The organism is Sphaerisporangium perillae (assembly GCF_023276435.1).
In the GTDB taxonomy this organism is placed as follows: domain Bacteria; phylum Actinomycetota; class Actinomycetes; order Streptosporangiales; family Streptosporangiaceae; genus Sphaerisporangium; species Sphaerisporangium perillae.
In genome coordinates this window covers 121,606-146,017 of the sequence record NZ_JALLPO010000007.1, presented here as the reverse complement: position 1 = coordinate 146,017, position 24,412 = coordinate 121,606, and the positions used below count along the sequence as shown (strand labels likewise).

The following is a 24,412-nucleotide window of genomic DNA, read 5'->3' as shown; positions in this document are numbered from 1 at the left end:
CGCCCGCGGTGCTCACGTCGCCGGTGAGGCGGCGAAGTGCAGGCGGGCGAAGGCCAGGCCCTCCGCCAGGTCGTCGATGCGCTCGGTGCGCCCGGCGGCCTTCCTCGTGTTGATCTCCAGCACGATCAGGCCGCCGTACCCCGCCGTGGCCAGCCGCTCGAGGATGCGCGCACAGGGCTGGTTGCCCCTGCCCGGCACCAGATGCTCGTCCTTGTTGGTGGTGCCGATGCCGTCGGCCAGGTGAAGGTGCGCCAGCCGGTCGCCGAGCTTCTCGGTCATCTCGAGCGCGTCGGAGCCGGAGACCGCCGTGTGGGACAGGTCGAGCGTGACCTGCGGGTAGTCCTGGTCCACCGGGTCCCACCCGGGGGAGTAGGGGACGACCTCGGCGCCGCGGGCGCGCAGCGGGAACATGTTCTCCACCGCGAACACCACGTCGGTCTCCTCCCGGATGCGGGCGAGGCCGACCTCGAAGTCGCGGGCGTAATCACGCTGCCAGCGGAAGGGCGGGTGGACCACGACGGTGCTCGCGCCGAGCCGCTCGGCGGCCTTCTGCGCCCTCACCAGCTTGGCCCACGGGTCGCGGCCCCACACCCGCTGGGTGACGAGGAGGCAGGGGGCGTGCACCGCCAGCACGGGGAGCTGGTAGTGGTCGATGAGCCGCTCCAGCACGTCGATGTCCTGGCTGACCGGGTCGGCGCCCACCATGACCTCGATGCCGTCGTAGCCCAGGCGCGAGGCCAGCTCGAAGGCGTCCGGAGTGCGCTCTGGATACACCGACGCGGTGGACAAAGCGATCTTGGCGTTCGGGACTCGGATGACGTCGGTCACATCTGCCAGCCTAAGCCGGGTCACGGCCAGGTCGCGCTCCGCAACCCGGGATGAAACGAGTATCACATCGGCCGGATCGGCGTCGTGGCTGGTCTACCGTGTCTCCCATGGCGCGGATCGCGGAGGGGGCCATCCCCAGTCCGAACATCTGGAACTCCCCCCGGACCTACGAGCTCGAGAACCGCGCCGTCGACCCCGAGGGCGTCGTGGACGAGGCGATCGCCGCCATCCGGCCCTGGACCGGCGGCGTCGTCCTGGACATCGGCTGCGGCACCGGCTACCACCTGCCCGCCTTCGCCGCCACCGCGAGCAAGGTCATCGGCGTCGAGCCGCACTCGGGCCTCGCGGCGCTGGCCGCCGAGCGCTGCCGGGGGCTCTCGCGCGTCACGGTCCGCACCGCCACCGCCCAGGCACTCCCGGTGCCGGACGCCTCCATCGACGTGGCGGTGGCACGGTGGGCCTACTTCTTCGGCCCCGGCTGCGAGCCCGGGCTCCGCGAGCTGTCCCGGGTCGTACGGCGGGGCGGCGCCGCCTTCGTGGTCGACCTGGACGCGACGCGCGGCGCGTTCGGCGACTGGTTCAGCCGCACGGTCCCGTCCTACTCCGCGCCGGCCGTGGAGGCGTTCTGGTCCCGCCAGGGCTGGCAGCGGCGGGAGCTCGACCTGCGCATGGCGTTCACCTCCCGGGCCGACCTGGAGTCCGTCCTGCGCATCGAGTTCGCCCCCGCCGTGGCCGAGGAGGCGATCGCCCGGACGCCCGGGCTGGAGCTGGACTACCCGAACGTCCTGCGCTGGCGCCACTACTGACCCGCTGACGGCCGGGCGGACGGCGGCCGGTCGCGCGATCCGGGACGCAGGGGCTTGACCTTGACGTTGACGTCAAGGGTTAGCGTGAGCGCGGATCAGGGAGGGCCCGATGCGGATCGGAGAGCTGGCGAGGCAGGCGGGGGTGAGCACCCGGGCGCTGCGCTACTACGAGCAGCAAGGGCTGCTCCCGGCGCGGCGGTCGACCAACGGCTACCGCGAGTACGACGAGTCGGACCTGAAGCTCGTCAGCGAGATCCGCGCCCTGCTCACCGTGGGGTTCACGCTGGAGGACGCCCGCCCGTTCGTGGAGTGCCTGCGGGCAGGCAACCACTCCGGCAACGCCTGTCCCGAATCCGTCGAGGTCTACCGGCGCAAGCTCGCCGAGATAGACGATCAGATCCGCACCCTGCGCGAACGCCGCGCCGAGGTGGCCGCGCAGTTCGCCGAGGCATGCCCGGGATGCGCGCTGAGAACCGGAGGAACGAATGATCACGCTGACCGCCGAGAACTTCCACGAGCAGGTGCTGGCGAGCGACAAACCCGTCCTGGTGGACTTCTGGACGGAGTGGTGCCCCCCGTGCCGCATGGTGGCGCCGATTCTCGAGGAGATCGCGAAGGAGTACGGCGAGCGCCTGACCGTGGCCAAGCTGAACGCCGAGGACTACCCCGAGATCGCCGCGCGCTACGGGGTGATGGGCTTCCCCACCCTGAACCTCTACCGTGACGGCGAGGTGGTCCGCCAGGTGATCGGCGCCAAGCCCAAGCGCATGCTCCTCGCCGACCTGGAAGGCCAGTTCTGACCGGCCGCTCCCCCGGGCCGCTTGAACCGGCCTCCCCCGGCCCGCCCCGCCGGCCTCCCCCTGGCCGCCCCGACCGGCCGTCCTTACCGGCCGCGTTCCGCCCCCCGGACGCAGGCGGTGAGGATTGTCGGCCCAAGCCGATAACGTGCCCCGCATGACCAAGACGCAGAAGGCCGGTTACCGCTGCGCAGAGTGCGGCTGGCGCACCGCCAAATGGGTGGGCCGCTGCGGCGAGTGCCAGGCGTGGGGCACGGTCGACGAGGAGGGCACCCGCACGGGCGTCCACGTCGTCCAGGGCGGCGCGGTGTCCGCGCCCGCTCTGCCGATCGGCCAGGTCAAGGCCGAGTTCGCCCGCGCGCGCACCACCGGCGTGGGCGAGCTCGACCGGGTGCTCGGCGGCGGCCTGGTCCCCGGCGCCGTGGTCCTGCTCGCCGGGGAGCCCGGCATCGGCAAGTCCACCCTGCTGCTGGAGGCGGCCGCCAGCACGGCCCGCCACGACACGGTGCTCTACGTCACCGGCGAGGAGTCCTCGGCCCAGGTGCGGATGCGCGCCGACCGCATCGGCGCCATCCAGGACCAGCTCTACCTCGCCGCCGAGACCGACCTGTCCGCGCTGGTCAGCCACGTAGAGAAGGTCCAGCCCCGGCTGCTCATCGTCGACTCGGTGCAGACCATAGGCTCCGCCCAGGCCACCGGCGTGCCCGGCGGGGTCACCCAGGTCCGGGAGGTCACCGGCAACCTCGTCCGGCTGGCCAAGGAGCGCGGCATGTCCACGATCCTGGTGGGTCACGTCACCAAGGACGGCTCGATCGCCGGCCCCCGGGTGCTCGAGCACCTGGTCGACGTCGTGCTGCACTTCGAGGGCGACCGCCACTCCCGGCTGCGCATGGTCAGGTCCATCAAGAACCGCTACGGCCCCACCGACGAGGTCGGCTGCTTCGACCTCAACGAGAGCGGCATCCGGGGGCTGCCCGACCCGAGCGGGCTCTTCGTGTCCCGGCGCTCCGAGCCGGTGCCCGGCACGTGCGTCACCGTGACGGTGGAGGGCACCCGTCCCCTGCCCGCCGAGGTGCAGGCGCTCGTCGGCCCCACCGAGGCCCAGCAGCCGCGCCGGTCGTCCTCCGGCCTCGATCCGTTCCGCGTCACGATGATCCTCGCCGTGCTGGAGCGCCGGCTGAACGCCCGGCTGAGCGGCTGCGACGTCTTCACCGCGACCGTCGGCGGCATCCGGCTCAACGACCCGGCGGTCGACCTCGCCGTGATGCTCGCCGTGGCGAGCGCGGCCGGCGACCGGCCGCTGCCTCCCGGCCTCATCGTGCTCGGCGAGGTGGGCCTGGCCGGCGAGCTGCGCCGGGTGAGGGACATCCGGCGGCGGGTCGCCGAGGCCGCCCGGCTGGGGTTCACCCACGCCCTGGTGCCCGCCGGCTCGCTCGACCAGGATCCCTCCGCCCTTCCCGGCCCCGAGGGCCGCGAGGCGCTCCGCCCGGTGCCCGTCTCCAGGTCCCCCATCCGCACGACGACCTTCTCTCAAGGGTTCGACGTCACCGAGGCCGAGAACGTCTGGGACGCGCTGACCCACGTGACGTGAGCGGTGTCCGGGTCCGGCCTTCACTTCGCCGGTAAACTGGGCGACGTCAGCGACCAGCGGGGGCCATGTGGCACACACCAGCAAAGGGATCGACGAGCGTCGAAGATCCACCCTTGCCGCGCTCGCTCCAGGCACCGAGCTGCGTGACGGCCTGGAGCGGATTCTCCGTGGGCACACCGGGGCCCTGATCGTCCTGGGCTACGACGCGAAGGTCGAGGACGTCTGCACGGGCGGCTTCACCCTCGACGTGGAGTTCTCGGCCACGCGCCTGCGCGAGCTGGCCAAGATGGACGGCGCCATCGTGCTCGACCAGGCCGGCAAGAAGATCGTGCGGGCGGCGGTCCATCTGGTCCCCGACTCCTCCATCCCCACCAACGAGTCCGGCACCCGCCACCGCACCGCCCAGCGGGTGGCGCGGCAGACCGGCCATCCCGTGGTCACCATCAGCAAGTCCATGCGCATCATCGCCCTGTACCTCGACGGCGTGCGCTACGTCATGGAGGAGTCCGCGGCGATCCTGTCGAAGGCCAACCAGGCGCTGGCGACCCTCGAACGCTACAAGATGCGCCTCGACGAGGTGTCCGGCACGCTGTCCGCCCTCGAGATCGAAGACCTGGTCACCGTGCGGGACGTCGCCGCGGTCGTGCAGCGGCTCGAGATGGTGCGCCGCATCGCCGGCGAGATCGAGGACTACGTCGTCGAGCTGGGCACCGACGGCCGCCTGCTCTCCCTCCAGCTCACCGAGCTGGTCGGCGGCGTCGAGGAGGACCGCGACCTGATCATGCGCGACTACCTGCCCCCCGCGTCCGAGCGCCGCCCGCGCACGGTGGGGGAGGCGCTCGCCGAGCTCGACCGGCTGTCGTCGGGCGACCTGCTCGACCTCACGGCCGTCGCCCACGTCCTCGGGCACACGGGCTCCGAGCCCCTGGAAGGGCCGGTGAGCCCTCGAGGGTTCCGCCTGCTGGCGAAGGTGCCCCGGCTGCCCGTCAGCGTCGTGGACCGGCTCGTGGACCACTTCGGCGGCCTCCAGAAGCTCCTGGCGGCCAGCACCGACGACCTGCAGTCCGTGGGCGGGGTCGGCGAGTCACGCGCGCGCAGCGTCCGCGAGGGCCTGTCACGCCTCGCCGAGGCGTCCATCCTCGAACGCTACGTCTGAGCCCCGCGTCCGCACGTGCGGGCCGCCCGGCCGTCAGTGGAGGTGGAACACGACCTTCGGGCTCCTCAGCTCGCCCAGGCGGGCCATCGCGACGTAGGTGCCCTCGCGGGCCTTGGGGCGGCTCGACCGGCAGTCGGGCGCCGACCGGTGCCGGTCCCAATCGACCATCCGCACGTGGGGGACCCCGCGCTCGAGGCGCCGCAGGTCGGCCCCGACTCCGCTCACGCAGTCGGCGGTCGACCAGACGCGGTCGGTCCCCGAGGTGATGCGTATCTCGACGGCGCGAGGCCCGACGTCCACGGTGCAGTCGACGCGTCCGGTGTTGACGACGGTGAGCAGGAACCTCGGGCTCCGCTTGCCGGAGTAGACCTCCGCCTGGCCGCGCAGGCTGATGACGAGATCGTCGTTGTCACACCGATCGCCGGGCCGGCGGGGTCGATGCGGGGACGGCGAGGGGGTGCGCGGCGTCGTGGCGTGCCCGGAACCCATCGTTTTGGCGGTCGGGGTCGGAGAGGGGGTCACGGCGGCCGTCACGCTCGGGGACGGGCTCGGCTCCTTGGAGCCCGCCGTCACCGGCCGCCCCGCGGGGCCCCGCTCGGACCCTCCGGACGCGCTCGTGCAGGCCCACGCGACGACGGCGACGACGACAAGGGCACCGGTGAGCACCGACACCCTGCGACGCCAGTAGACGTCGGGCCCCTCTACGCCGACGTCGCCACGGAACGTGTCCGGATCCATACTGTCAGTATGGAGAGTTCTAGCCCTCCTAGGGTGTCGACCCGCCGATCAGCGGATAACGTCCTGGCCGATCCCGGCCGACAGACCATGACAGAAGCCACCCCATCGATGGGAAACGGCGATCCCATCAAACTCCTGATCTCATTCCCCACTCGGGCGGCCGCCACCGTGATCCGGTTAGGCTCGATCCCGTGGCCACCGGACTGCACGCCCCGATCCTCGACTGGTACGCCGAGAACGCGCGCGACCTTCCCTGGCGGCGACCCGGCGCCGGCCCCTGGGCGATCCTGGTCAGCGAGATCATGCTGCAGCAGACCCCCGTGGTGCGCGTCCTGCCCGTCTGGACCGAATGGATGGAGCGCTGGCCCACGCCCGCCGCGCTCGCCGCCGAGCCTCCCGGCGAGGCCGTACGCCACTGGGGACGCCTCGGCTACCCCCGCCGCGCCCTCAACCTGCACGCCTGTGCCCGCGCGATCACCGCCGAGCACGCCGGGCAGGTGCCGTCGTCCTACGAGGAGCTGCGCCGGCTGCCCGGCATCGGCGACTACACCGCCGCGGCGGTGGCGAGCTTCGCGTTCGGCCGCAGCCACGCCGTGCTGGACACCAACGTGCGGCGGGTGCTGGCCCGGGCCGTACGCGGCGAGGAGTACCCGCCGAAGGCCACCACGACGGCCGAACGCAGGCTCGCCGAGTCCCTGCTGCCCGCCCTGGACGCCCCGCGCTGGGCGGTCGCCGTCATGGAGCTCGGGGCGCTGGTCTGCACGGCTCGCACACCCCGCTGCGCGGACTGCCCGGTCGCCGCCGCCTGCGCGTGGCGCCTGGCGGGCCGTCCGGCCTACGAAGGTCCCGAGCGGCGCGGCCAGACGTACGCCGGCACCGACCGGCAGTGCCGGGGCCGGCTGCTGGCGGTGCTCAGGGACGCCCACGGCGCGGTCCCCAAGGCCGCGCTCGACGCCGTCTGGGACGACGCGGTGCAGCGCGAGCGCGCCCTGGACGGCCTGGTGGCCGACGGCCTCGCCGAGGTCGTGGACGAGGGCGCCTACCGCCTGCCCACCTGAGCCTCGCCCTCGCCCTCGCACCGCCATGGCGCCCGGCGACCACGGCGCGCTGGTTCGGAACCACCACTCACGACAGGCAGGCCAGGGCCTGGCGGAGCTGTCAGGCGGCGAGTTTGAGGCCGAGGGCGGTGAGGTTGCGGCGGGTCCAGTCGAGCTCGTCGGCCAGCGTGGCCACCAGCGCGGCCGGCCCCTTGCCCTTGGCCGGGGCCGCCAGCCCGTGGGCCTCGACCTCGATGTGGGCGCCGCCGATCGCCGGACCGGCCAGGATGGCGGCCAGGGCGTTCTCCAGGATGGACTCGGTGGCCGGCGCCTCGCCGCTGTGGTTGTGCACGTGGCCCAGCTTGATCACGGAGGCGCCGGCGGCGGCGACCCCGCGCAGAGCCGCGCCCGGCTCCTCGACGCCGCAGGTCAGATGGCAGGCGTCCAGGCAGACGCCGAGGTACTCGGAGTCGATGCCGCACACGCGCTCGACCGCCTGCTCGGTGGTCTCCAGCACGCAGCCGGGCCACGGCTGGAACCCCACCCTGATCGTCTTCCCGGTCACGCTGTGCAGGCCGCGCAGTTCCCGCGACAGCCGGTCGAGCCGCCGGGACGCGATGGCGTGCAGGTCGGCCGGCCAGTCGCGCCGCCAGCCGATGGGAATGGTGGAGATGCTGCCGAAGCGGACGTCCTCCGGCAGCAGGAAGGCGAGGATCTTCGCCAGGGACATCGTGTAGCGGTAGCGCTCGGGCTTGGCCCAGTCGGGGCCGGGGCTGTCCTGCCCCATGCCGCGGCCGCCCGCGCCGTTCAGGCTGACGACCTCCAGGCCCCGCTCCTCCAGGGAGCGGCGGAGCCGTACGAGCTCGATGCGGTCGGCGATGAGGTGGTCGGCGACGGCGGGAGCCAGCCACAGGCCGATGCCGAGCCGGTCCACCCCGAGCCGCCTGCGCACAGGGACGGCGTAGCGGGTCAGGTGGGCGATCAGGTTCTCCAGGTCCTCCGCGGGGTGCACGCCCGCGTTGTAGGACAGGTGAACGAGCGTGCCGTCCTCATGACACAGGCGCATAGGGTGCCTCCCAGGCGTACTCTGGTGCGAACTCGGCGCCGCACACCGCCCGTGGGGCGTATGAGACGGAGTCCTCTCTGCCGGGAATCCGGCCTGGCCGCCCGAGTCTGCCCGGCGCACACCTGTTGCCGCGTCCTCCCGGCAGCGGATCCCCCGCTACATCGGAGGGGGGATCTCAGCGGTGTTCACCGTACTCGGCGGATGGTGTGAGCCACATGGCATGGCTCGACCTGATTCGCTCTACGCAGTGTAGTACTACCTTCGGTGGCGTCATAGCGAATACGGTCAAACTGATCTCATGAAAAACGGAGGACCCCTCGTGAGGTGCTCCTCACGAGGGGTCCCGCCGAACCTGTGCGCCGGAAGGCGCGATCGTTACGGCCGCGTGCGGTCGGACGGACCGGCGGACGCGGCGGCGCGGCTGCTCGCCGGCTCGTCGACGATGGCCGCCGCCGAGTCGGGGATCTCCGGCTGCGCCTTCTGCTCACCGGTGAAGGTGAACTTGGCCTCGTCGCCCTCGCCCTCGATCGCGATCTTGACGACCTGGCCGGGACGGAGGTCGCCGTACAGGATCTTCTCCGACAGCGAGTCCTCCAGTTCGCGCTGGATCGTGCGGCGGAGCGGACGCGCGCCCAGAACCGGGTCGTAACCACGGTCGGCCAGCAGCTGCTTGGCATCCTGGGTGAGCTCCATGCTCATGTCGCGGTCCTTCAGCCGGGCGTCCACCTGGGCGAGCATCAGATCGACGATCTTGATGATCTCGGCCGGCGTCAGCTGGTGGAAGACCACGGTGTCATCGACACGGTTGAGGAACTCGGGCCGGAAGTGCTGCTTGAGCTCCTCCTGGACCTTCGACTTCATCCGGTCGTAGTTGCCCTCGACGTCGTTGGACTTCGCGAACCCGACCCCGATGCCCTTGGAGATGTCACGGGTGCCGAGGTTGGTCGTCATGATGATGACGGTGTTCTTGAAGTCGACGACGCGGCCCTGGGCGTCGGTCAGGCGACCGTCCTCCAGGATCTGCAGCAGCGAGTTGAAGATGTCCGGGTGGGCCTTCTCGATCTCGTCGAACAGGACCACGGAGAACGGCTTGCGCCGCACCTTCTCGGTCAGCTGGCCGCCCTCTTCGTACCCGACGTAGCCGGGCGGGGAGCCGAACAGCCGCGAGACGGTGTGCTTCTCCATGAACTCGGACATGTCCAACATGATCAGCGCGTCCTCGTCCCCGAAGAGGAACTCGGCGAGCGCCTTGGACAGCTCGGTCTTACCGACGCCGGACGGGCCGGCGAAGATGAACGAGCCACCGGGACGGCGGGGGTCCTTCAGACCCGCACGCGTGCGGCGGATCGCCCGGGACAGACCCTTGATGGCGTCGTCCTGGCCGATGATCCGCTTGTGCAGCTCGTCCTCCATGCGGAGCAGCCGCTGCGACTCCTCCTCGGTGAGCTTGAAGACCGGGATGCCGGTCGCCGTGGCCAGGACCTCGGCAATGAGCTCCTCGGTGACCTCGGCGACGACGTCCATGTCGCCGGCCTTCCACTCCTTCTCGCGCCGGTCGCGCTTGAGCTGGAGCTGCTTCTCCTGGTCACGGAGGGCGGCGGCCTTCTCGAAGTCCTGCGCGTCGATCGCGGACTCCTTGTCGCGGCGCACCTGCGCGATCTTCTCGTCGAACTCGCGGAGGTCCGGCGGGGCGGTCATGCGGCGGATGCGCATGCGCGAGCCGGCCTCGTCGATGAGGTCGATCGCCTTGTCCGGCAGGAACCGGTCGCTGATGTAGCGGTCGGCCAGCTGGGCGGCGGCCACGAGCGCGGCGTCGGTGATCGTCACGCGGTGGTGGGCCTCGTAGCGGTCGCGCAGACCCTTGAGGATCTCGATCGTGTGGCTGAGCGAGGGCTCGGCGACCTGGATCGGCTGGAACCGGCGCTCCAGCGCGGCGTCCTTCTCGAGGTGCTTGCGGTACTCGTCCAGCGTGGTCGCACCGATGGTCTGCAGCTCGCCGCGGGCCAGCATCGGCTTGAGGATGCTGGCGGCGTCGATCGCGCCCTCGGCGGCGCCCGCGCCGACGAGCGTGTGCAGCTCGTCGATGAACAGGATGATGTCGCCGCGCGTGCGGATCTCCTTGAGGACCTTCTTCAGGCGCTCTTCGAAGTCACCGCGGTAGCGGGAGCCGGCGACCAGCGCACCGAGGTCGAGGGTGTAGAGCTGCTTGTCCTTCAGAGTCTCGGGCACCTCGCCCTTGACGATCTTCTGGGACAGGCCCTCCACCACGGCGGTCTTGCCGACACCGGGCTCGCCGACCAGAACGGGGTTGTTCTTGGTCCTGCGGGACAGGACCTGCATGACCCGCTCGATCTCCTTGTCGCGCCCGATCACGGGGTCCAGCTTGCCCTCGCGGGCGGCCTGGGTCAGGTTGCGGCCAAACTGGTCCAGCACAAGTGAGGTCGACGGGGCCGACTCCTGGGGGCCTCCCGCCGCCGCGGGCTCCTTGCCCTGGTAGCCATGGAGCAACTGGATGACCTGCTGGCGCACCCTGTTGAGGTCGGCGCCAAGCTTCACCAGCACCTGAGCGGCCACGCCCTCGCCCTCACGGATGAGGCCCAAGAGGATGTGCTCGGTGCCGATGTAGTTGTGACCCAGCTGCAAGGCCTCGCGGAGCGACAGCTCAAGGACCTTCTTGGCGCGCGGGGTGAACGGAATGTGCCCCGACGGCGCCGACTGCCCCTGGCCGATGATCTCCTCGACCTGCTGGCGCACACCCTCAAGACTGATGCCCAGGCTCTCAAGAGCCTTGGCGGCAACGCCTTCACCCTCATGGATCAAGCCAAGAAGAATGTGCTCAGTGCCGATGTAGTTGTGGTTGAGCATCCGGGCCTCTTCTTGGGCCAGGACGACAACCCGCCGTGCGCGGTCAGTGAACCTTTCGAACATCTCGTCGCTCCTCACAGAGCGGTCAGGCAGCTCGGGATATCCGGGCCCGCCGCATCCGCATGCTAGCCCCGACCGGTGACCGCTCTATACAGGAGACGTTCCCCGAGAGCAGGGCGTTCACGCTCCATCCAACTACTGTTGGGGGGTCACATGTTCCCGCTACGCCGCAAGCGAACGACGTTTAGCGTCGCCGATATACGTGAACCCCCCGGCCGCGCGCCGGACGATCACGCTCGGATAACACGATCATGCGGCTATGACGGCGATTGATGCCGGTCACCGCCATAGCCGATGATCCACAATGAGCTCGTCAGTGTGCCGCTTCGTACTGCTCGACCACGGAGGAGGCAATACGGCCGCGCTCACTCACGGAGATCCCGTGAGCCTTGGCCCACGCACGGATCTCCGAGCTCTTTTCCCGGGACGGCCGCTGGCCGCCCCCGCGCTTACGGCCCCGGGCGGGGGCGCCCTCGGCCCGGCGGGCATTGGACACGAAAGAGGACAGCGCCTCGCGCAGCTTCTTGGCGTTTTCGCCGCTCAGGTCAATCTCGTAAGCGGAGCCATCAATCGCGAAGGTGACAGTCTCATTGGCCTCGCCACCATCGAGGTCGTCGATGAGTATCTTCTGGATCTGCGTGGCCATCTGGCAATCCTTTCGCAGAGCATTGTTCGATTCGCCAGCTAAACATATACCCGGTAACCCTGGCTGACAATTCAAGGAACCTGCGGGTTCAAGGGGAACTGGGCCGCGGGCCCTGCCGGTCGCCGGAAGAAGCCTCAGATGACTTCTCCGAGGCCTCCGCCTCCTGTCGCCGCCCCGCCGCTTCGGAACGCACCAGCTTGACGACCGCGATGATGACCACCGCGGCGACCACCAAGGGTGGTATCAACGCGGACAATACATCGTTCATTGATCCTCGCTCCACGCGGGGGGTGGCATTCCACCACCCGCCCACGTTAATTGTCACACGAGACCGCTCGGCTCTGTACCATGACCGGCTGATCCGGGAGTCACGATCCGACTCTATCCCCACGGGAGGTCAGTGGGGGTGCGGGGGGCGGGCGCCAAAGCGGCCGAAGGACCGTTCCACGGCATTCTCCGTCTCTCCAGACGGCTTACCGGATGGCCCGGGAAAGGTGCTTGCCGCCGAAAACACCGACGGGGCGGTCGCAGCGCGACCGCCCCGCCAATAAACCTGATCTCAGCGCGGCGCCTTGACGACAACCGTGCCGGCGAGCTTGTCGTGCAGCCCCTGCTGTAGCGGCTTGTCCGTCAGGATAAGCACGCCCAGCACGATGACGAAGATGGAGGAGATCCATCCGAGGAAGGGAATCCCGTAGAGAACCATCACGCCCGGGAAGATAGCGGAGCGCTTCATCACGGCGGAGGAATCGAGCGGGGCGCCGCCGAGCGCGGCGAGACGGATCTTCATGACCTTCTTGCCGATGGTCTGACCGCCCTTGGAATGCATCACGTAGTCGTAGGCGGCGTAGGCGCCGTAGGCGATGATCCCCGCCAGCAGGCCCGGAAGCACGACCGTACCGGTCGACAGGCTCGGATTGGAGAGGATGTCGGCCACCGACGGCGTGAAGATCGGCGTGAGGATGGCGGCCACGATGAAGTAGACGACGCCGAAGATGATGCCGTCGATGATCCGGGCGACCAGGCGCTCCCACCACTCGGCCAGCGGGGCCGGGACTCCGGGGGGAAGCGGCGCCCCTTGCGGGGCTCCGTACGGGGCGGAACCGCCGTAGGGGGTGCCGTACCCGCCGCCCTGAGGGCTTCCGTAAGGCTGGCCGGGATTCGGCGGCGGCTCGTAGGGATTGCCGGGGGGTGGTTCTGCCGTCATTTGATCACCTTTCGCGACAGGCGAAGGAAGCTGCGGTTGATGCAAGGTCCTATCGCATGTAGAGGTATGTCCGTTACCGATTCGCCAAGCTCGTCGGCCCTATATAGCAAACGAGGCCGGAGGACGGATCCCCCGGCCCGCGTGGCATGCGCTTACTTGACCTTCACGACGACGGTGCCGGCGACCTTGTCGTGCAGGCACTGCTGGAGCGGCTTGTCCCAGAACTGCCAGAGAACGTTGACCAGGTAGAAGACCCAGGTGACGAGCCCGACGACGGGGATCCAGTTCAGCAGCTGCGGACCCCACAGGACCCCGGCGCGCTTGACCGCCAGGTCCGAGCCCAGCCCGCCCTCGATGGCGCCCCCGACCGGAACGACCTTGATGCCCATGACGATCTTGCCCACGGTCTGGCCGCGCTGCTTGGTCATCAGGAACTCGTAGCCGATCCACGTCAGGCCGGCGAGGATCGCGATCAGCAGGGACGCCAGGAAGACCCCGCCGCCCGCGTTGACCGCTCCCGTGGCCGGGTCGAAGCTCGGCGCCGTCACGATGATCGCCGTCAGCACGATCGAGAGGATCACGTACGGGACCACGAGGATCACGATGTCGATGAGGCGGGCGACGAGGCGCTGCCACCACTCGGCCAGCGGCGCGGGCGCACCCGGAGGCTGCGCGCCGGTCGCGCCGTACGGCTGCTGGTAGCCGGCCTGGCCGTAGCCCGGCTGGCCGTACTGCTGCTGCCCGTACCCCTGCGGCTGGCCATAGCCCTGCTGGCCGTACTGCTGGGGCTGCTGGCCGTACTGCTGCTCGCCATAGCCCTGCTGACCGTACTGCTGCTGGCCGTACTGAGCCTGCTGGTCGTATGCGGGCTGCTGGCCGTACTGCGGCTGCTGCCCGTACGCCTGCTGCTGGCCGTAGCCCTGCTGGGCCTCCTGCTGGCCGTACGCCTGCCCCTGCTGGGGCTGCTGCCCGTACTGCTGCTGCTGGCCGTAACCGGCCTGCGCGCCCTGCTGACCGTACTGCTGCTGGCCGTACTGAGCCTGCTGGTCGTATGCGGGCTGCTGACCGTACTGCGGCTGGCCCTGCGCCGCCTGCTGGCCGTAGCCCTGCTGGGCCTCCTGCTGGCCGTACTGAGCCTGCTGGCCGTAACCCTGCTGCCCGTACTGCGGCTGCTGGCCATAGCCCTGCTGGCCGTACTGCTGCGCCTGCTGGCCGTACTGCTGCTGGCCCGCCGCCTGAGGCTGCTGGGGATAGCTCTGCCCGTATGCTCCCGTCCCGCCCTGCTGGCCATACCCCTGCTGCTGGCCGTAGGCCTGCTGCTGTGGGTATGCGGCGTGCTCCGACGTCGGCTGGGGACGGTGGACGACGGTCATCTCGGGATCGGCTCCCGGGGGGTTCTGCTGCCCATATTGCGGTGAGCCGGATGACGAATGATTGTCGTCCGGCTCATCCCGTGGGTACGGCGGCTGTCCGGTGCTCACCGTGTCACCTCACTTCGGGTTCGCATGCGGCCTAGGTCAGTCACACATGCTCTGGTGTTGCCCAAGGTAGCGACAGCGGCATCAACAGTCACCTTTCCATCCCGTCACCGGGCCGGTCAAGATCGCGGGCTCAAATGGAGGAGCATGCGCGTGTTACCCAGCGTGTTCGGTTTGACGTGCTCCAGGTCCAGGAACTCGGCGACGCCTTCGTCGTAGGAGTCCAGCAGCTCGGCGTACACCTCGGGCGCCACCGGGGTCCCCTGGATCGGGACGAATCCGTGCCTGGCGAAGAAGTCGACTTCGAAGGTCAGGCAGAAGACCCGCTGTACCTCCAGCTCACGGGCGGCGTCGATGAGCGCCGCGACGATCTTGTGGCCGATGCCGAGGCCGCGGCAGGCGGCGTCGACGGCCACCGTGCGGATCTCCGCGAGGTCCTCCCACAGCACATGGAGCGCTCCGCAGCCCACAACCTGGCCGTCCCGCTCGGCCACCCAGAACTCCTGGACGTCCTCATAGAGGGTCACGGTCGACTTGCGCAGGAGGCGCGGCCCGTCGCCGGAGTAGGTGTCGACCAGTTTCCTGATGTCCCGGACGTCGGAAGTGCGGGCTCGCCTGACGACGGGCGCGCTTCCGGCGGGCACGAGCTCCGCGACCTGCTCCATGACCGGCCAGCGTATCCGCCCGCCGGCGGCCGGAGGATACGTGGCCCGAGGGAGGCGCGCACCCGGTAACGGTCCACCCGAAACCCCACACCCCCACGGCCACCGTAGCTGCCGGTGATGCGTCGAACGCGCACAGTAGGGACGATCACCGTCGGTGCGGCCAAAGAGTCCACATGGTCCCGGACCTGCGATTTCCCGTGACGGGAATGCCCGATGGCCACGTAATCGCAGCTCGGCACGGGTGGCGCCTCCCACCCAGCGTGATCTTTCCGTGATGCGGCGGTTGTGCAACCTCTACAGAATTCGCAGTTCTGGTTGAGCAGGAACCTCGACTGCACTAGTGTCCAGCGTCAATGTCGGTCTTCGCATCGCGATGGCCACACCGCCTAATTCCCGCCACGTCCCGAAGGGCGGGAAACCGGGGACCCAATGATGGGGAAACGGGGGTCACCCCCGGCGCCCCACCACCCCCTGGGGTGAATCCGAGAAAGAGGCATCGCGATCCTCCATGATCAGGTGCTCGGTAGGGCTACTCCGGCCCGAACCCGTCAGCTAACCCGGTAGGCGGCCGAGGAGAGGAGCTCGTTGGTGGAGCCTAGGCGCACGCCTGGAAAGAGCGCGGGCAAGCATGCCCGCGCCCGAGAGCGCAACCCGCGCGCCTGGTTCGGCGGAGCCTCGGGGACGGCCTGGCGCCTTCCCCGCCGCATCGCGCTCGTCACCGCCACCCTGACGGCCATGACGTTCGGTTCGCCGCTGATGGCGGCGACGGCCGAACCCAAGCCCACCCTGAACGAGCTCAAGACCCAGGTCGAGCACCTGTACAACCAGATCGAGTCGCTCACCGAGCAGTACAACGGCCAGAAGGAGCGCCTCAAGCAGGCGCAGCGCTCGGCCGACCTGGCCAAGAAGACGCTCGTCAAGAGCCAGGTCGACCTCGAGGAGAAGCGCCGCAAGGCCGGGCTGTACGCCCAGGACGCGTACATGACCGGCGACCTCGGCTCCCCCCTCGCGCTAGCCATGTCCGGCGACCCGGACGGCTACCTCGACCGGGCGGCCACGACCTACGCCCTCCAGCTGGAGCAGGGCGAGGAGGTCTCCCAGATCGCCAAGGCGATGGCCATCGCCGAGCGCGCGAAGGCGAGCGCCAAGGCCCGCGAGACCGAGGTCAAGAAGCTCGTCACCGACCTGTCGTCGCAGCGGGACAAGATCCGCAACCTGGTCTCCAAGACCGAGAGCAACCTGTTCAAGCGCGCGCTCTCCCAGAGCGGCCAGTCGTACGGCAGGGCGACCAAGATCGCGATTCCGATCCCCGGCACGGGCAAGGCCGCCGAGGCCGCCAAGTGGGCCCTGACGCAGCAGCTCAAGCCGTACGTCTGGGGAGCCGCGGGTCCGAGCACCTTCGACTGCTCCGGCCTGGTCATGTGGGCCTACCAGAAGGTCGGGATCAGCCTGCCGCACTACACCGGCGACCAGTGGACCGCCGGCACGCACGTGTCCCGGCAGGATCTGCGCCCCGGCGACCTGGTCTTCTTCTACAGCGATCTGCACCACGTGGGCATCTACATCGGCGGCGGCATGATGGTGCACGCGCCTCACACCGGCGATGTCGTCCGGGTGGCCCCGCTGGGCAACCGGCCGTTCGCCGGCGGCGTGCGCATCGCCGACTGATCGCCGACCGGCCGCCGGGTTCGGCCGTCCAGGTCCGCGGGTTCGGCCATCGAGGTCACGGAGCGCCTGGGGTGTTCTTAGGAGCCGTGTGCCGGCCCTGCCCGCTGTCTGATCCTCCCGCCTGTGTCCAGACGATCGGCGCCGCCGGCTAGATGAGCCGGCGGCGGGCCGCCCACGCCACCGCCTCTATGGCGGTGGCCACGCCGATGCGGTCACAGATGCCGCGCAGGCGGCGTCGCACGGTGCGGCCGCTCACGTCGAGCCGCCGGCCCACCCTGTCGACGGTCACGCCCTTGGCCAACTCGGCGAGCAAGAGAAGATCGTCATCGCTCAGTCCCACGCCGTCTGATCCCGGAGGAAAGCCATTCCCTCGGGAAACCAGATCCGGATACGCCATCGGGTGTCCTCCCCCACGACGAACTCGGCAACATACTGAATGCTTCAGCCCGCCCGTCAGGAACGTTAAACGCCGCGCTGAAAGGTCGTCAAGCGCTGGCCTCGATACTCGTTACGTTTGTGATTGACATACCAGCGCATATGTGAACTACTCATGACATGTCTCGGTACCTGCCGAACGGGGCTGACGCCGACGGAGATCGGGCACGCCGGCCGCCGGAGCCGAGACGAGACCCGGCCGCGGCACTGGTCGAGGCGGGGTTCCGCGGGAGCCGCGCTTGGAGCCGCCTCGGTCCCCGATATATGACGGGCCGCCTATAGGCCTAATTAGCCCGCGAAACGACAGCGGTTTCTGACCCCTTTCCACCGGTCGCGGGCGGATGCGTAACATGGCCGTAATTTGCGGTGTGGATCACACCCCCGCGTCGTAATCGGCGCGCGCCGCCTCGACGCCCTCGATATGGATCTCCGCCCACCGCTTGATCGTGAGCCTGACGGGCATGGAGCGCGCCTCCACGGCGCGGGCAGCCATGTGGTGCTCGACGGGCAGGCTAGGTGGTGCTCGACGCGGAGGCGGTCGCCCCGGCCCCGCGCGGAGTCCGGCCGTACAGGCCCCCACACCGCCTCTCAACGGCCTGACCACCGCCCGGGGACTTCGGGGGCGGTGGTCGAGGCCGAAGCCCTCTCGCGCGTCCTCGGAGCCCGCCGGACCCGATCGGCGGAGGCGGGGCGCCTCGTACTGATCCCCTGACCGACCGGGGGCCGCGTCCGCGGGCCGGACGCGGTCTCAGCTGGTGTTGCGGTTGTAGATGAGGCGCAGCCCGATCAGCGTGAGCCAGGGCTCGTGCACGTCGATGGAGCGGGCCTCGTCCACCACCAGCGACGCCAGGGAACCGGTGGCCACGACGGTGACGTCGTCGGGGTCGGCGGCGAGTTCGGGGGCCATGCGCTCGACGATGCCGTCGACCTGGCCTGCGAAGCCGTAGATGATGCCCGCCTGCAGCGCTTCGACGGTGTTCTTGGCGATCACCGAGCGCGGGCGCACGAGCTGGACCTTGTGGAGCTGGGCTCCGGCCGCCGCCAGGGCGTCCACCGAGATCTCGATGCCCGGAGCGGTCACCGCTCCGACGTACTCGCCCTTGGCCGAGACCGCGTCGAACGACGTCGCGGTGCCGAAGTCGACGATCACGCACGGCCCCCCGTACAGGGTGATGGCGGCGAGCGCGTTGACGATGCGGTCGCTGCCCACCTCCTTGGGGTTGTCCATCCGCACCGGCACCCCGGTGCGGACGCCCGGCTCGACGATCACGGCGGTCACGTCGCCGTAGTAACGCCGGCACATCTCGCGCATCTCGTTGAGGACCGAGGGGACCGTCGAGCAGATGGCGATGCCGCTGATGTCGGCGCCCTTGAGCAGGGGGCTCTGGCCGAGCAGCCCCTGCAGGACGACCGCGATCTCGTCGGCGGTGCGCCGCGCGTCGGTGGCGAGGCGCCAGTGCTCGATGACCTCCTCGCCTTCGAACAGGCCGAGCACGGTATGGGTGTTGCCGACGTCGATCGTGAGCAGCATCAAGCCCCCCGAAGGTCCAGAGCGATGTCGAGTGCGGGCGCCGAGTGGGTCAGCGACCCCACAGCAAGGTAGTCAACACCGGTTTCGGCCACCTCACGGGCCGATTCCAAGGTGAGTCCTCCGCTGGACTCCAGCCGTGCCCTGCCGTCCACCAGGCGCACCGCGCGAGCCAGCTCGTCCACGGTGAAGTTGTCCAGCAGGATCTCCTCCGCCCCTTCCGCGAGCACCGGTTCGAGCTGGTCGATGCGGTCCACCTCCACCTCGATCGGCAGCTCCGGGTAGGCCTGTCGTACCGCGCGGAACGCCTCGGCGACCCCACCGGCCGCCACCACGTGATTGTCCTTGATCAAGGCCGCGTCGGAAAGCGACATCCGATGATTGACCCCTCCGCCGCACCGCACGGCGTACTTCTCGAGCGCTCGCAGGCCCGGAAGCGTCTTGCGGCTGTCGCGGACGCGGGCGGCGGTACCGCTCACCGCCTCGACCCAGCGGCTGGTCAGGGTCGCGATGCCGGACAGGTGGGTGAGCAGGTTGAGCGCGGTGCGCTCGGCGGTGAGCAGGTCGCGCACCGGTCCGACGACCGTCATGAGGATGTCGCCGCTCGAGACGCGCTCGCCGTCCTTCACGTGGCGTTCCAGCGTCAGCCGTCCACCGGAGGAAGCGTGGAACACCGCCTCGGCGACCGCGAGCCCCGCGACCACGCCGCCGGCACGTGCCACGACATCACCTACGGCCCGCTGATCTGCGGGCACCGTGGCGATGGTGGTGACGTCGCCGTCCTCGGTGAGGTCCTCGGCGAGGGCGGTGCCGACCAGCGCCACGACCGCCGCCGGGTCCAGGCCCGCCTCCGCCAGGTCGGCCCCGACCTGGTTCGGAAGGCCGGCCGTCCGGTCGTCGTCGTGCTGGGCGTAGGTCATGGTCAGTCCCTCCTCGGCCAGGGTCAGTCCATCCTCGGCCAGGGTCACGTCGAGGTGCCCCAGCCACCAGGCATCATTTCGTTCGGGGAAATCCTCACGCCAGTGAGATCCGCGCGTCTCCTCGCGCGCCCGGGCCGCCGTGACGATGGCGGTCGCCACCGTGAGCAGGTTCGTGGCCTCCCAGGACTCCGTGCACGGCTCCACGGCCACCGGGGTCCAGCGGGCGTCGAGGAGGCCGTTGCTCACCTCCGCCAGGCTCCGCCCGCTTCTCAGCACGCCCGCGCCGGCGCTCATGCGGGCCTGGACGCGCGGACGCACCCGGGGGTCGACCAGCCCTGTGGCACGGCCGTCGTCGACCGGTTCGCCCGGCGAGCCCGCGGCATACCGGACGGAGGCGAGGTCGGCGGCGATGCGCTCGGCGAAGACGAGCCCTTCCAGCAGGGAGTTGGAGGCGAGCCGGTTCGCCCCGTGCACCCCTGTGCAGGCCGCCTCGCCGCAGGCGTACAGGCCCGGGACGCTCGTGCGCCCGTGCAGGTCGGTACGGACCCCGCCGCTGGCGTAGTGCGCGGCCGGGGCGACGGGAATGGGCTCGCGGGCCGGGTCGATGCCGTGTTCCCGGCACACCGCGTAGATCGTCGGGAAGCGGGAGCGCCACTTCTCCTCGCCGAAGTGCCGCGCGTCGAGGTCCACGTGGCTCGCGCCGGTCTCCAGCATCCGGCGCATGATCGCCTTGGCCACCACGTCGCGCGGGGCCAGCTCGGCGAGCTCGTGCGCGCCGACCATGAACCGCTCGCCGGCGCCGTCGAGGAGCACCGCGCCCTCGCCGCGCACGGCCTCAGAGATGAGCGGCTGCTGGCCGGTCGAGCCCTCTCCGAGCCACAGGACCGTCGGGTGGAACTGCACGAACTCCAGGTCCCGCACGGCGGCGCCGGCCCGGAGCGCCAGGGCCACCCCGTCTCCGGTGGAGACCAGGGGATTGGTCGTGGCCGCGTACACCTGGCCCATGCCTCCGGTGGCGAGCACGACGGCGCCGGCGCGCACCGCGCCCACCCCGTCCCTCGCGCCCTCGCCCATGACGTGCAGCGTGATCCCGCACGTGGCCCCGGTGGCGTCCTGCAGCAGATCGAGCACCAGCGCGTGCTCGATGACCTCGATGCGCCCGCTCGCGTGGACGGCCTCGACCAGGGCGCGCTGGACCTCGGCGCCGGTGGCGTCCCCGCCGGCGTGGACGATGCGGTCACGGCGGTGGCCGCCCTCGCGGGTGAGCTGGAGGCCGCCGTCCGGCTGCCGGTCGAACCGGGCCCCGTGGTCCATGAGCCGCCGCAGCGCCCCCGGTCCCTCCGTCACCAGTGCCCGCACGGCCGGGACGTCGCACAGTCCGACGCCGGCGATGAGCGTGTCGCTGAGGTGGTCGGCGGGGGAGTCGGCGGGGTCGAGCACGGCGGCGATGCCGCCCTGCGCCCAGCGGGTGGACCCGGCCGACAGGACGTCCTTGGTGACGACGAGCACGCGCGCGCCGGGGACGAGCTCGGCGTAGCGGAGGGCGACGGTGAGTCCGGCGATGCCGGAGCCGACGACGACGAGATCGGCGTGCACCGTCCAGCCGGGTTCGGGCGCGGTGAGCCGACGAGGAATGGGTGGGTGGGTCATGGGGGCTCCCTTATTTCGTCAATATGACGATAATGCATCCCCAGTGAGCCCTATGCGCCAGGGCCCCTCCTCCTGGCCGGGTCAGCCGGCGGACCCGGGGCCGGCTCAGGCCGGCAAGGTCAGGACGACGTTGTCGATCAACCGGGTGGTGCCGACCCTGGCGGCGACCGCGAGGACGGCCTCACCGCGGTGGTCGTCCGCGACGGCGGTGAACGTCGCCGGGTCGACCAGGCTCAGGTAGTCGAGCGCCAGCGGCGGATCCGCCTGGGCGGCCTGGTCAAGGACGGCGTGCGCGGCGTGCAGGATGTCCTTCGGCCGCGTGTGCCGCGCGCCCTCGCGCAGCGCGGTCGACAGCGCCAGAGCCGTGACCCGGTCGGCCACGGACAGGTAGCGGTTGCGGCTGGACAACGCCAGCCCGTCCGGCTCCCGCACCGTGGGCGCGCCGACGACGGCGACCGGAAGGTTCAGGTCGGCGACCATGCGGCGGATCATCGCGAGCTGCTGGGCGTCCTTCTGGCCGAAGACGGCGATGTCCGGCTGCACCAGGTTGAACAGCTTGAGCACGACGGTCAGCATGCCGTCGAAGTGCCCCGGCCGGAACGCGCCCTCGACGATCGTGCCCATCTGCCCGGAGGAGACGCCGACCTGGCGGTCCGGGAGGTACATCTCCTCGACCGCCGGAGCGAAGACCAGCCCGGCGCCCTCGGCCGCGCACACCGCGAGGTCGGTGCCGAACGTGCGGGGGTACCGCGAGTAGTCCTCCTGCGGGCCGAACTGCAGGGGGTTGACGAAGATGCTGACCGCCACGTGGTCGGCGCGCTCGCGGGCGAGCCGGATCAGCGCGCGATGGCCCTCGTGCAGCGCCCCCATCGTGGGGACCAGCGCCAGCGTGCTCCTCCCGCCGCCCTCTCCGGCCGCCGCCGCGGCGTACCCGCCGCCGACGCCCAGCGCGGCACGCGCCGCGAGCAGCTCGGACCGGTCCCCGGCGACGATCACGTCCACGAGTTGCCTCCTTGTGGGTCGAGCAGGTGCCCGGTCGCATCCCGGCCAAAGGCGCCGAGCGCGGGTGCGCCGTCAGTCCACGAGTATCCCCGGGGCCCCGCGCCGGCGCGCCGTCAGGTCCAGGAGTTGCCCCCGAGGGCGTCCAGCAGGCGTTCCGCCGCCTCCGGCTTCAGCAGGCCCGCGGCCAGGGCCCGGTCGGCGGTGAGCCGCGCCAGGGCCACGTACGCGTCCGCGGCCTCGGGCGCGGCGAGGATGAGCGCGTCCACGTGCTTGCGCACGGTGACCGCGTCCCCGCGGACGACCGGCCCGGTCAGGCCGGAGAGGCCGAGGCGCAACGCGTTGTCCAGCGCGGCGCCGAGCAGCGGGCCGAGCATGCGGCCCGGGTGCTCGACGCCGATCTTCTTGAGCAGCTCCTGGGACTCGGCGATCAGGGTGACCATGTGGTTGGCCGCCCCGGCGAGGGCGGCGTGGTACAGCGCCCGGTCCTCGTCGGCGATCCAGACCGGCTCTCCCCCCATCTCGATCACCAGGGCCTCGGCCACCGGACGGAGCGGGTCGGGCGCGGTGACGCCGAACGAGCAGCCGACGAGGCGGCGCATGTCGTCGTCCCTGCCGGTGAAGGTCATGACGGGGTGCAGCGCGAACGGCAGCGCCCCCGCGGCCGTCGCGGGGTTCAGGACGCCCAGACCGTACGCGCCGCTGGCGTGCACGAGCATCTTGCCCCGCAGGTCCACACCCGCGGCCGCCAGCCCGGAGACCAGGTCGGCCAGGACGTCGTCGGGCACGGTGAGCAGGACGAGGTCGGCCATGCGGATGACCTCGTCCGGCTGGAAGATGTCGACGCCGAGCCGGTCGAGAGCCCTGCGCCGCGAGGCGTCGGAGACCCCGGCGGCGGCCACGAGGTAATGCCCTGCCTGCGCGAGCGCCGCGCCGAGGACGGAACCGACCCGTCCGGCTCCGAGCACTCCGACCGCGAGACGCCCGGGGCGGTCGCTTGTCTCCATCACGTTCCTGTTCAGCTTCGACGGACCAGGCCCGTTGCCAGCGTAACGGTCGGCCCGCGGCCGGCCGGTGTCCGGCGCCATCGGCGGGTCGCCACCGCCCGCACCGGCCGCCGACCGGGATGAACTTCTATTCATACCGGCTTATGGTGCATAGGCGACAGGTGCGATGACCGTTTCACGAGGGCCGATGGTTGTCCACAGCCTGTGGGCGAGACCGCCATGCGCCGGGACCGTTGTTGGTAACGTCCGATGTCGTGTGGGTCACCTGGCGCGAGGCCATGCAACGAGCCCTCTACGGTGAGGGTGGGTTCTACATCCGCGAGCGCCCGTCGGGCCATTTCCGCACGTCGGTCGGGGCCTCGCCCGCTTTCGCCCAGGCTGTGCTCCGCCTGCTCGGCGTGGCCGACGAGGCCGTCGGCCGTCCCGCCGAACTCGATCTCGTGGACGTCGGCTCCGGTGACGGCCTGCTGGTCACCCAGGTGCACCACACGGCGGAGCCCTGGCTGGCCGAGCGGCTGCGCGTCACGGCCGTCGATCTCTCCCCGCCTCCCGGCGACCTCGACAAGGAGATCACCTGGACCGGCTCCCTCCCCGAGGCGGTGACCGGCCTGGTGATCGCCAACGAGTGGCTGGACAACATCCCCTTGGACGTGGTCGAGCAGACGCCGCAGGGGCCCCGCCTGGTGCTCGTCGATCCCGAGACGGGGCGGGAGCGGCTCGGAGACCCGCCGGGCGAGCAGGACAGGCGATGGCTGGAGCGCTGGTGGCCACTGCGCTCGACAGGCCTGCGCGCCGAGATCGGCCGGCCGCGCGACGAGGCCTGGGCGTTGGTCGTCACCCGGCTGAGGCGGGGCCTGGCGGTGGCCGTCGATTATGCACACCCTGTGGATAACCGGCCGCCCTTCGGCACCCTGACGGGATACCGGGACGGCGCCTGCGTGGCCGCCATACCCGACGGTTCCTGCGATATCACCGCACACGTGGCGCTGGACGCGTGTGCGGCGGCCGGCGAGCGGGCCGGGGCGATATCCACAACGTTGACCACGCAACGACATGCGCTGGGCGAGCTCGGGGTCAGCGGTGCCCGGCCGCCGTTGAGCCTCGCCGCCACCGACCCTGGGGTCTACCTGCGCGCTCTCGTCCGCGCCTCCGAGGAGGCCGAGCTGATCGACCCCGAGGGTCTCGGCGGCTTCGGCTGGCTCGCTCAATGGAAACGCTGACGGCCTGACCTTCCGCTGCCGCCCCGTCGCTCCACGCGCCGGACG

The 24,412-nt window shown here is 70.6% G+C and carries 20 protein-coding genes, 1 pseudogene and 1 riboswitch; of the genes and pseudogenes, 8 read left to right on the top strand and 13 right to left on the bottom strand.

Annotated features, from left to right (window positions below):
- Positions 1 to 12: 12 nt before the first annotated feature.
- On the bottom strand, positions 13 to 828 hold the full coding sequence (locus MYF83_RS08995) for a sugar phosphate isomerase/epimerase family protein (protein WP_248959761.1): 816 nt from the start codon (positions 826 to 828) through the stop codon (positions 13 to 15).
- A 107-nt stretch (positions 829 to 935) separates the two neighbouring features.
- On the opposite strand from MYF83_RS08995, the gene MYF83_RS08990 reads away from it, so the two are divergent.
- The 5 genes and pseudogenes from MYF83_RS08990 (at position 936) to disA (ending at position 5,178) form a co-directional block, all read left to right on the top strand.
- Positions 936 to 1,634, top strand: coding sequence for a class I SAM-dependent methyltransferase (locus tag MYF83_RS08990; RefSeq protein ID WP_248959760.1), 699 nt, complete (start codon positions 936 to 938; stop codon positions 1,632 to 1,634).
- A 109-nt stretch (positions 1,635 to 1,743) separates the two neighbouring features.
- Positions 1,744 to 2,055 (top strand): annotated as a pseudogene (locus MYF83_RS08985) (MerR family transcriptional regulator); the annotation flags it as partial.
- Between the two features lie 64 nt (positions 2,056 to 2,119).
- Positions 2,120 to 2,434, top strand: a complete 315-nt coding sequence (gene trxA, locus MYF83_RS08980) for a thioredoxin (RefSeq protein ID WP_248959759.1) — start codon at positions 2,120 to 2,122, stop codon at positions 2,432 to 2,434.
- 154 nt (positions 2,435 to 2,588) lie between these two features.
- Positions 2,589 to 4,022, top strand: a complete 1,434-nt coding sequence (radA, locus tag MYF83_RS08975) for a DNA repair protein RadA (RefSeq protein ID WP_248959758.1) — start codon at positions 2,589 to 2,591, stop codon at positions 4,020 to 4,022.
- Positions 4,023 to 4,089: 67 nt separating this feature from the next.
- Positions 4,090 to 5,178, top strand: a complete 1,089-nt coding sequence (gene disA / locus MYF83_RS08970; protein ID WP_248959757.1) for a DNA integrity scanning diadenylate cyclase DisA — start codon at positions 4,090 to 4,092, stop codon at positions 5,176 to 5,178.
- 33 nt (positions 5,179 to 5,211) lie between these two features.
- On the opposite strand, the gene MYF83_RS08965 is transcribed toward disA, so the two are convergent.
- Positions 5,212 to 5,916, bottom strand: a complete 705-nt coding sequence (locus tag MYF83_RS08965; RefSeq protein WP_248959756.1) for a hypothetical protein — start codon at positions 5,914 to 5,916, stop codon at positions 5,212 to 5,214.
- A gap of 191 nt (positions 5,917 to 6,107) precedes the next feature.
- Between MYF83_RS08965 and MYF83_RS08960 the strand changes: the two genes are divergently transcribed.
- A complete protein-coding gene (locus MYF83_RS08960; RefSeq protein ID WP_308201422.1) occupies positions 6,108 to 6,974 on the top strand; it encodes an HhH-GPD family protein in 867 nt (288 codons plus the stop codon).
- Between the two features lie 100 nt (positions 6,975 to 7,074).
- Here the strand turns inward: MYF83_RS08960 and MYF83_RS08955 are convergent, their stop codons facing one another.
- The 6 genes from MYF83_RS08955 to MYF83_RS08925 form a co-directional block, all read right to left on the bottom strand.
- Positions 7,075 to 8,019: a TIM barrel protein gene (locus MYF83_RS08955; RefSeq protein ID WP_248959755.1), complete on the bottom strand. Its 945-nt coding sequence runs from the start codon at positions 8,017 to 8,019 to the stop codon at positions 7,075 to 7,077.
- A gap of 375 nt (positions 8,020 to 8,394) precedes the next feature.
- Positions 8,395 to 10,947, bottom strand: coding sequence for an ATP-dependent Clp protease ATP-binding subunit (locus tag MYF83_RS08950; protein WP_248959754.1), 2,553 nt, complete (start codon positions 10,945 to 10,947; stop codon positions 8,395 to 8,397).
- A gap of 310 nt (positions 10,948 to 11,257) precedes the next feature.
- A complete protein-coding gene (locus MYF83_RS08945; protein ID WP_248959753.1) occupies positions 11,258 to 11,590 on the bottom strand; it encodes a histone-like nucleoid-structuring protein Lsr2 in 333 nt (110 codons plus the stop codon).
- Positions 11,591 to 12,149: 559 nt separating this feature from the next.
- On the bottom strand, positions 12,150 to 12,797 hold the full coding sequence (locus tag MYF83_RS08940) for an RDD family protein (RefSeq protein WP_279339294.1): 648 nt from the start codon (positions 12,795 to 12,797) through the stop codon (positions 12,150 to 12,152).
- A 152-nt stretch (positions 12,798 to 12,949) separates the two neighbouring features.
- The gene (locus MYF83_RS08930) at positions 12,950 to 14,170 is read right to left on the bottom strand and encodes an RDD family protein (RefSeq protein WP_248959752.1); all 1,221 of its coding nucleotides are present in this window, start codon (positions 14,168 to 14,170) and stop codon (positions 12,950 to 12,952) included.
- Positions 14,171 to 14,394: 224 nt separating this feature from the next.
- The gene (locus tag MYF83_RS08925; protein WP_248959751.1) at positions 14,395 to 14,940 is read right to left on the bottom strand and encodes an amino-acid N-acetyltransferase; all 546 of its coding nucleotides are present in this window, start codon (positions 14,938 to 14,940) and stop codon (positions 14,395 to 14,397) included.
- A 373-nt stretch (positions 14,941 to 15,313) separates the two neighbouring features.
- Positions 15,314 to 15,523: riboswitch (cyclic di-AMP (ydaO/yuaA leader) on the top strand.
- A 5-nt stretch (positions 15,524 to 15,528) separates the two neighbouring features.
- On the opposite strand from MYF83_RS08925, the gene MYF83_RS08920 reads away from it, so the two are divergent.
- Positions 15,529 to 16,608, top strand: coding sequence for a C40 family peptidase (locus tag MYF83_RS08920; protein WP_248959750.1), 1,080 nt, complete (start codon positions 15,529 to 15,531; stop codon positions 16,606 to 16,608).
- A gap of 148 nt (positions 16,609 to 16,756) precedes the next feature.
- On the opposite strand, the gene MYF83_RS08915 is transcribed toward MYF83_RS08920, so the two are convergent.
- The 5 genes from MYF83_RS08915 to MYF83_RS08895 all read right to left on the bottom strand — a co-directional run bounded on the left by MYF83_RS08915 (position 16,757) and on the right by MYF83_RS08895 (position 23,147).
- On the bottom strand, positions 16,757 to 16,948 hold the full coding sequence (locus MYF83_RS08915; RefSeq protein WP_307784623.1) for a helix-turn-helix domain-containing protein: 192 nt from the start codon (positions 16,946 to 16,948) through the stop codon (positions 16,757 to 16,759).
- A gap of 843 nt (positions 16,949 to 17,791) precedes the next feature.
- The gene (locus MYF83_RS08910; protein ID WP_248959748.1) at positions 17,792 to 18,574 is read right to left on the bottom strand and encodes a type III pantothenate kinase; all 783 of its coding nucleotides are present in this window, start codon (positions 18,572 to 18,574) and stop codon (positions 17,792 to 17,794) included.
- Positions 18,574 to 21,141, bottom strand: a complete 2,568-nt coding sequence (locus MYF83_RS08905; protein ID WP_248959747.1) for an L-aspartate oxidase — start codon at positions 21,139 to 21,141, stop codon at positions 18,574 to 18,576. Before MYF83_RS08905 ends, MYF83_RS08910 begins: the two co-directional genes overlap by 1 nt.
- A 105-nt stretch (positions 21,142 to 21,246) precedes the next feature.
- Complete coding sequence (panC, locus tag MYF83_RS08900; protein ID WP_248959847.1) at positions 21,247 to 22,089, bottom strand: pantoate--beta-alanine ligase; 843 nt, start codon at positions 22,087 to 22,089, stop codon at positions 21,247 to 21,249.
- A gap of 167 nt (positions 22,090 to 22,256) precedes the next feature.
- On the bottom strand, positions 22,257 to 23,147 hold the full coding sequence (locus MYF83_RS08895; protein WP_248959746.1) for a Rossmann-like and DUF2520 domain-containing protein: 891 nt from the start codon (positions 23,145 to 23,147) through the stop codon (positions 22,257 to 22,259).
- A 236-nt stretch (positions 23,148 to 23,383) separates the two neighbouring features.
- On the opposite strand from MYF83_RS08895, the gene MYF83_RS08890 reads away from it, so the two are divergent.
- Positions 23,384 to 24,367 carry an SAM-dependent methyltransferase gene (locus MYF83_RS08890; RefSeq protein ID WP_308201421.1) on the top strand — a complete coding sequence of 328 codons (984 nt, stop codon included), beginning with the start codon at positions 23,384 to 23,386 and terminating at the stop codon, positions 24,365 to 24,367.
- Positions 24,368 to 24,412 lie beyond the last annotated feature (45 nt).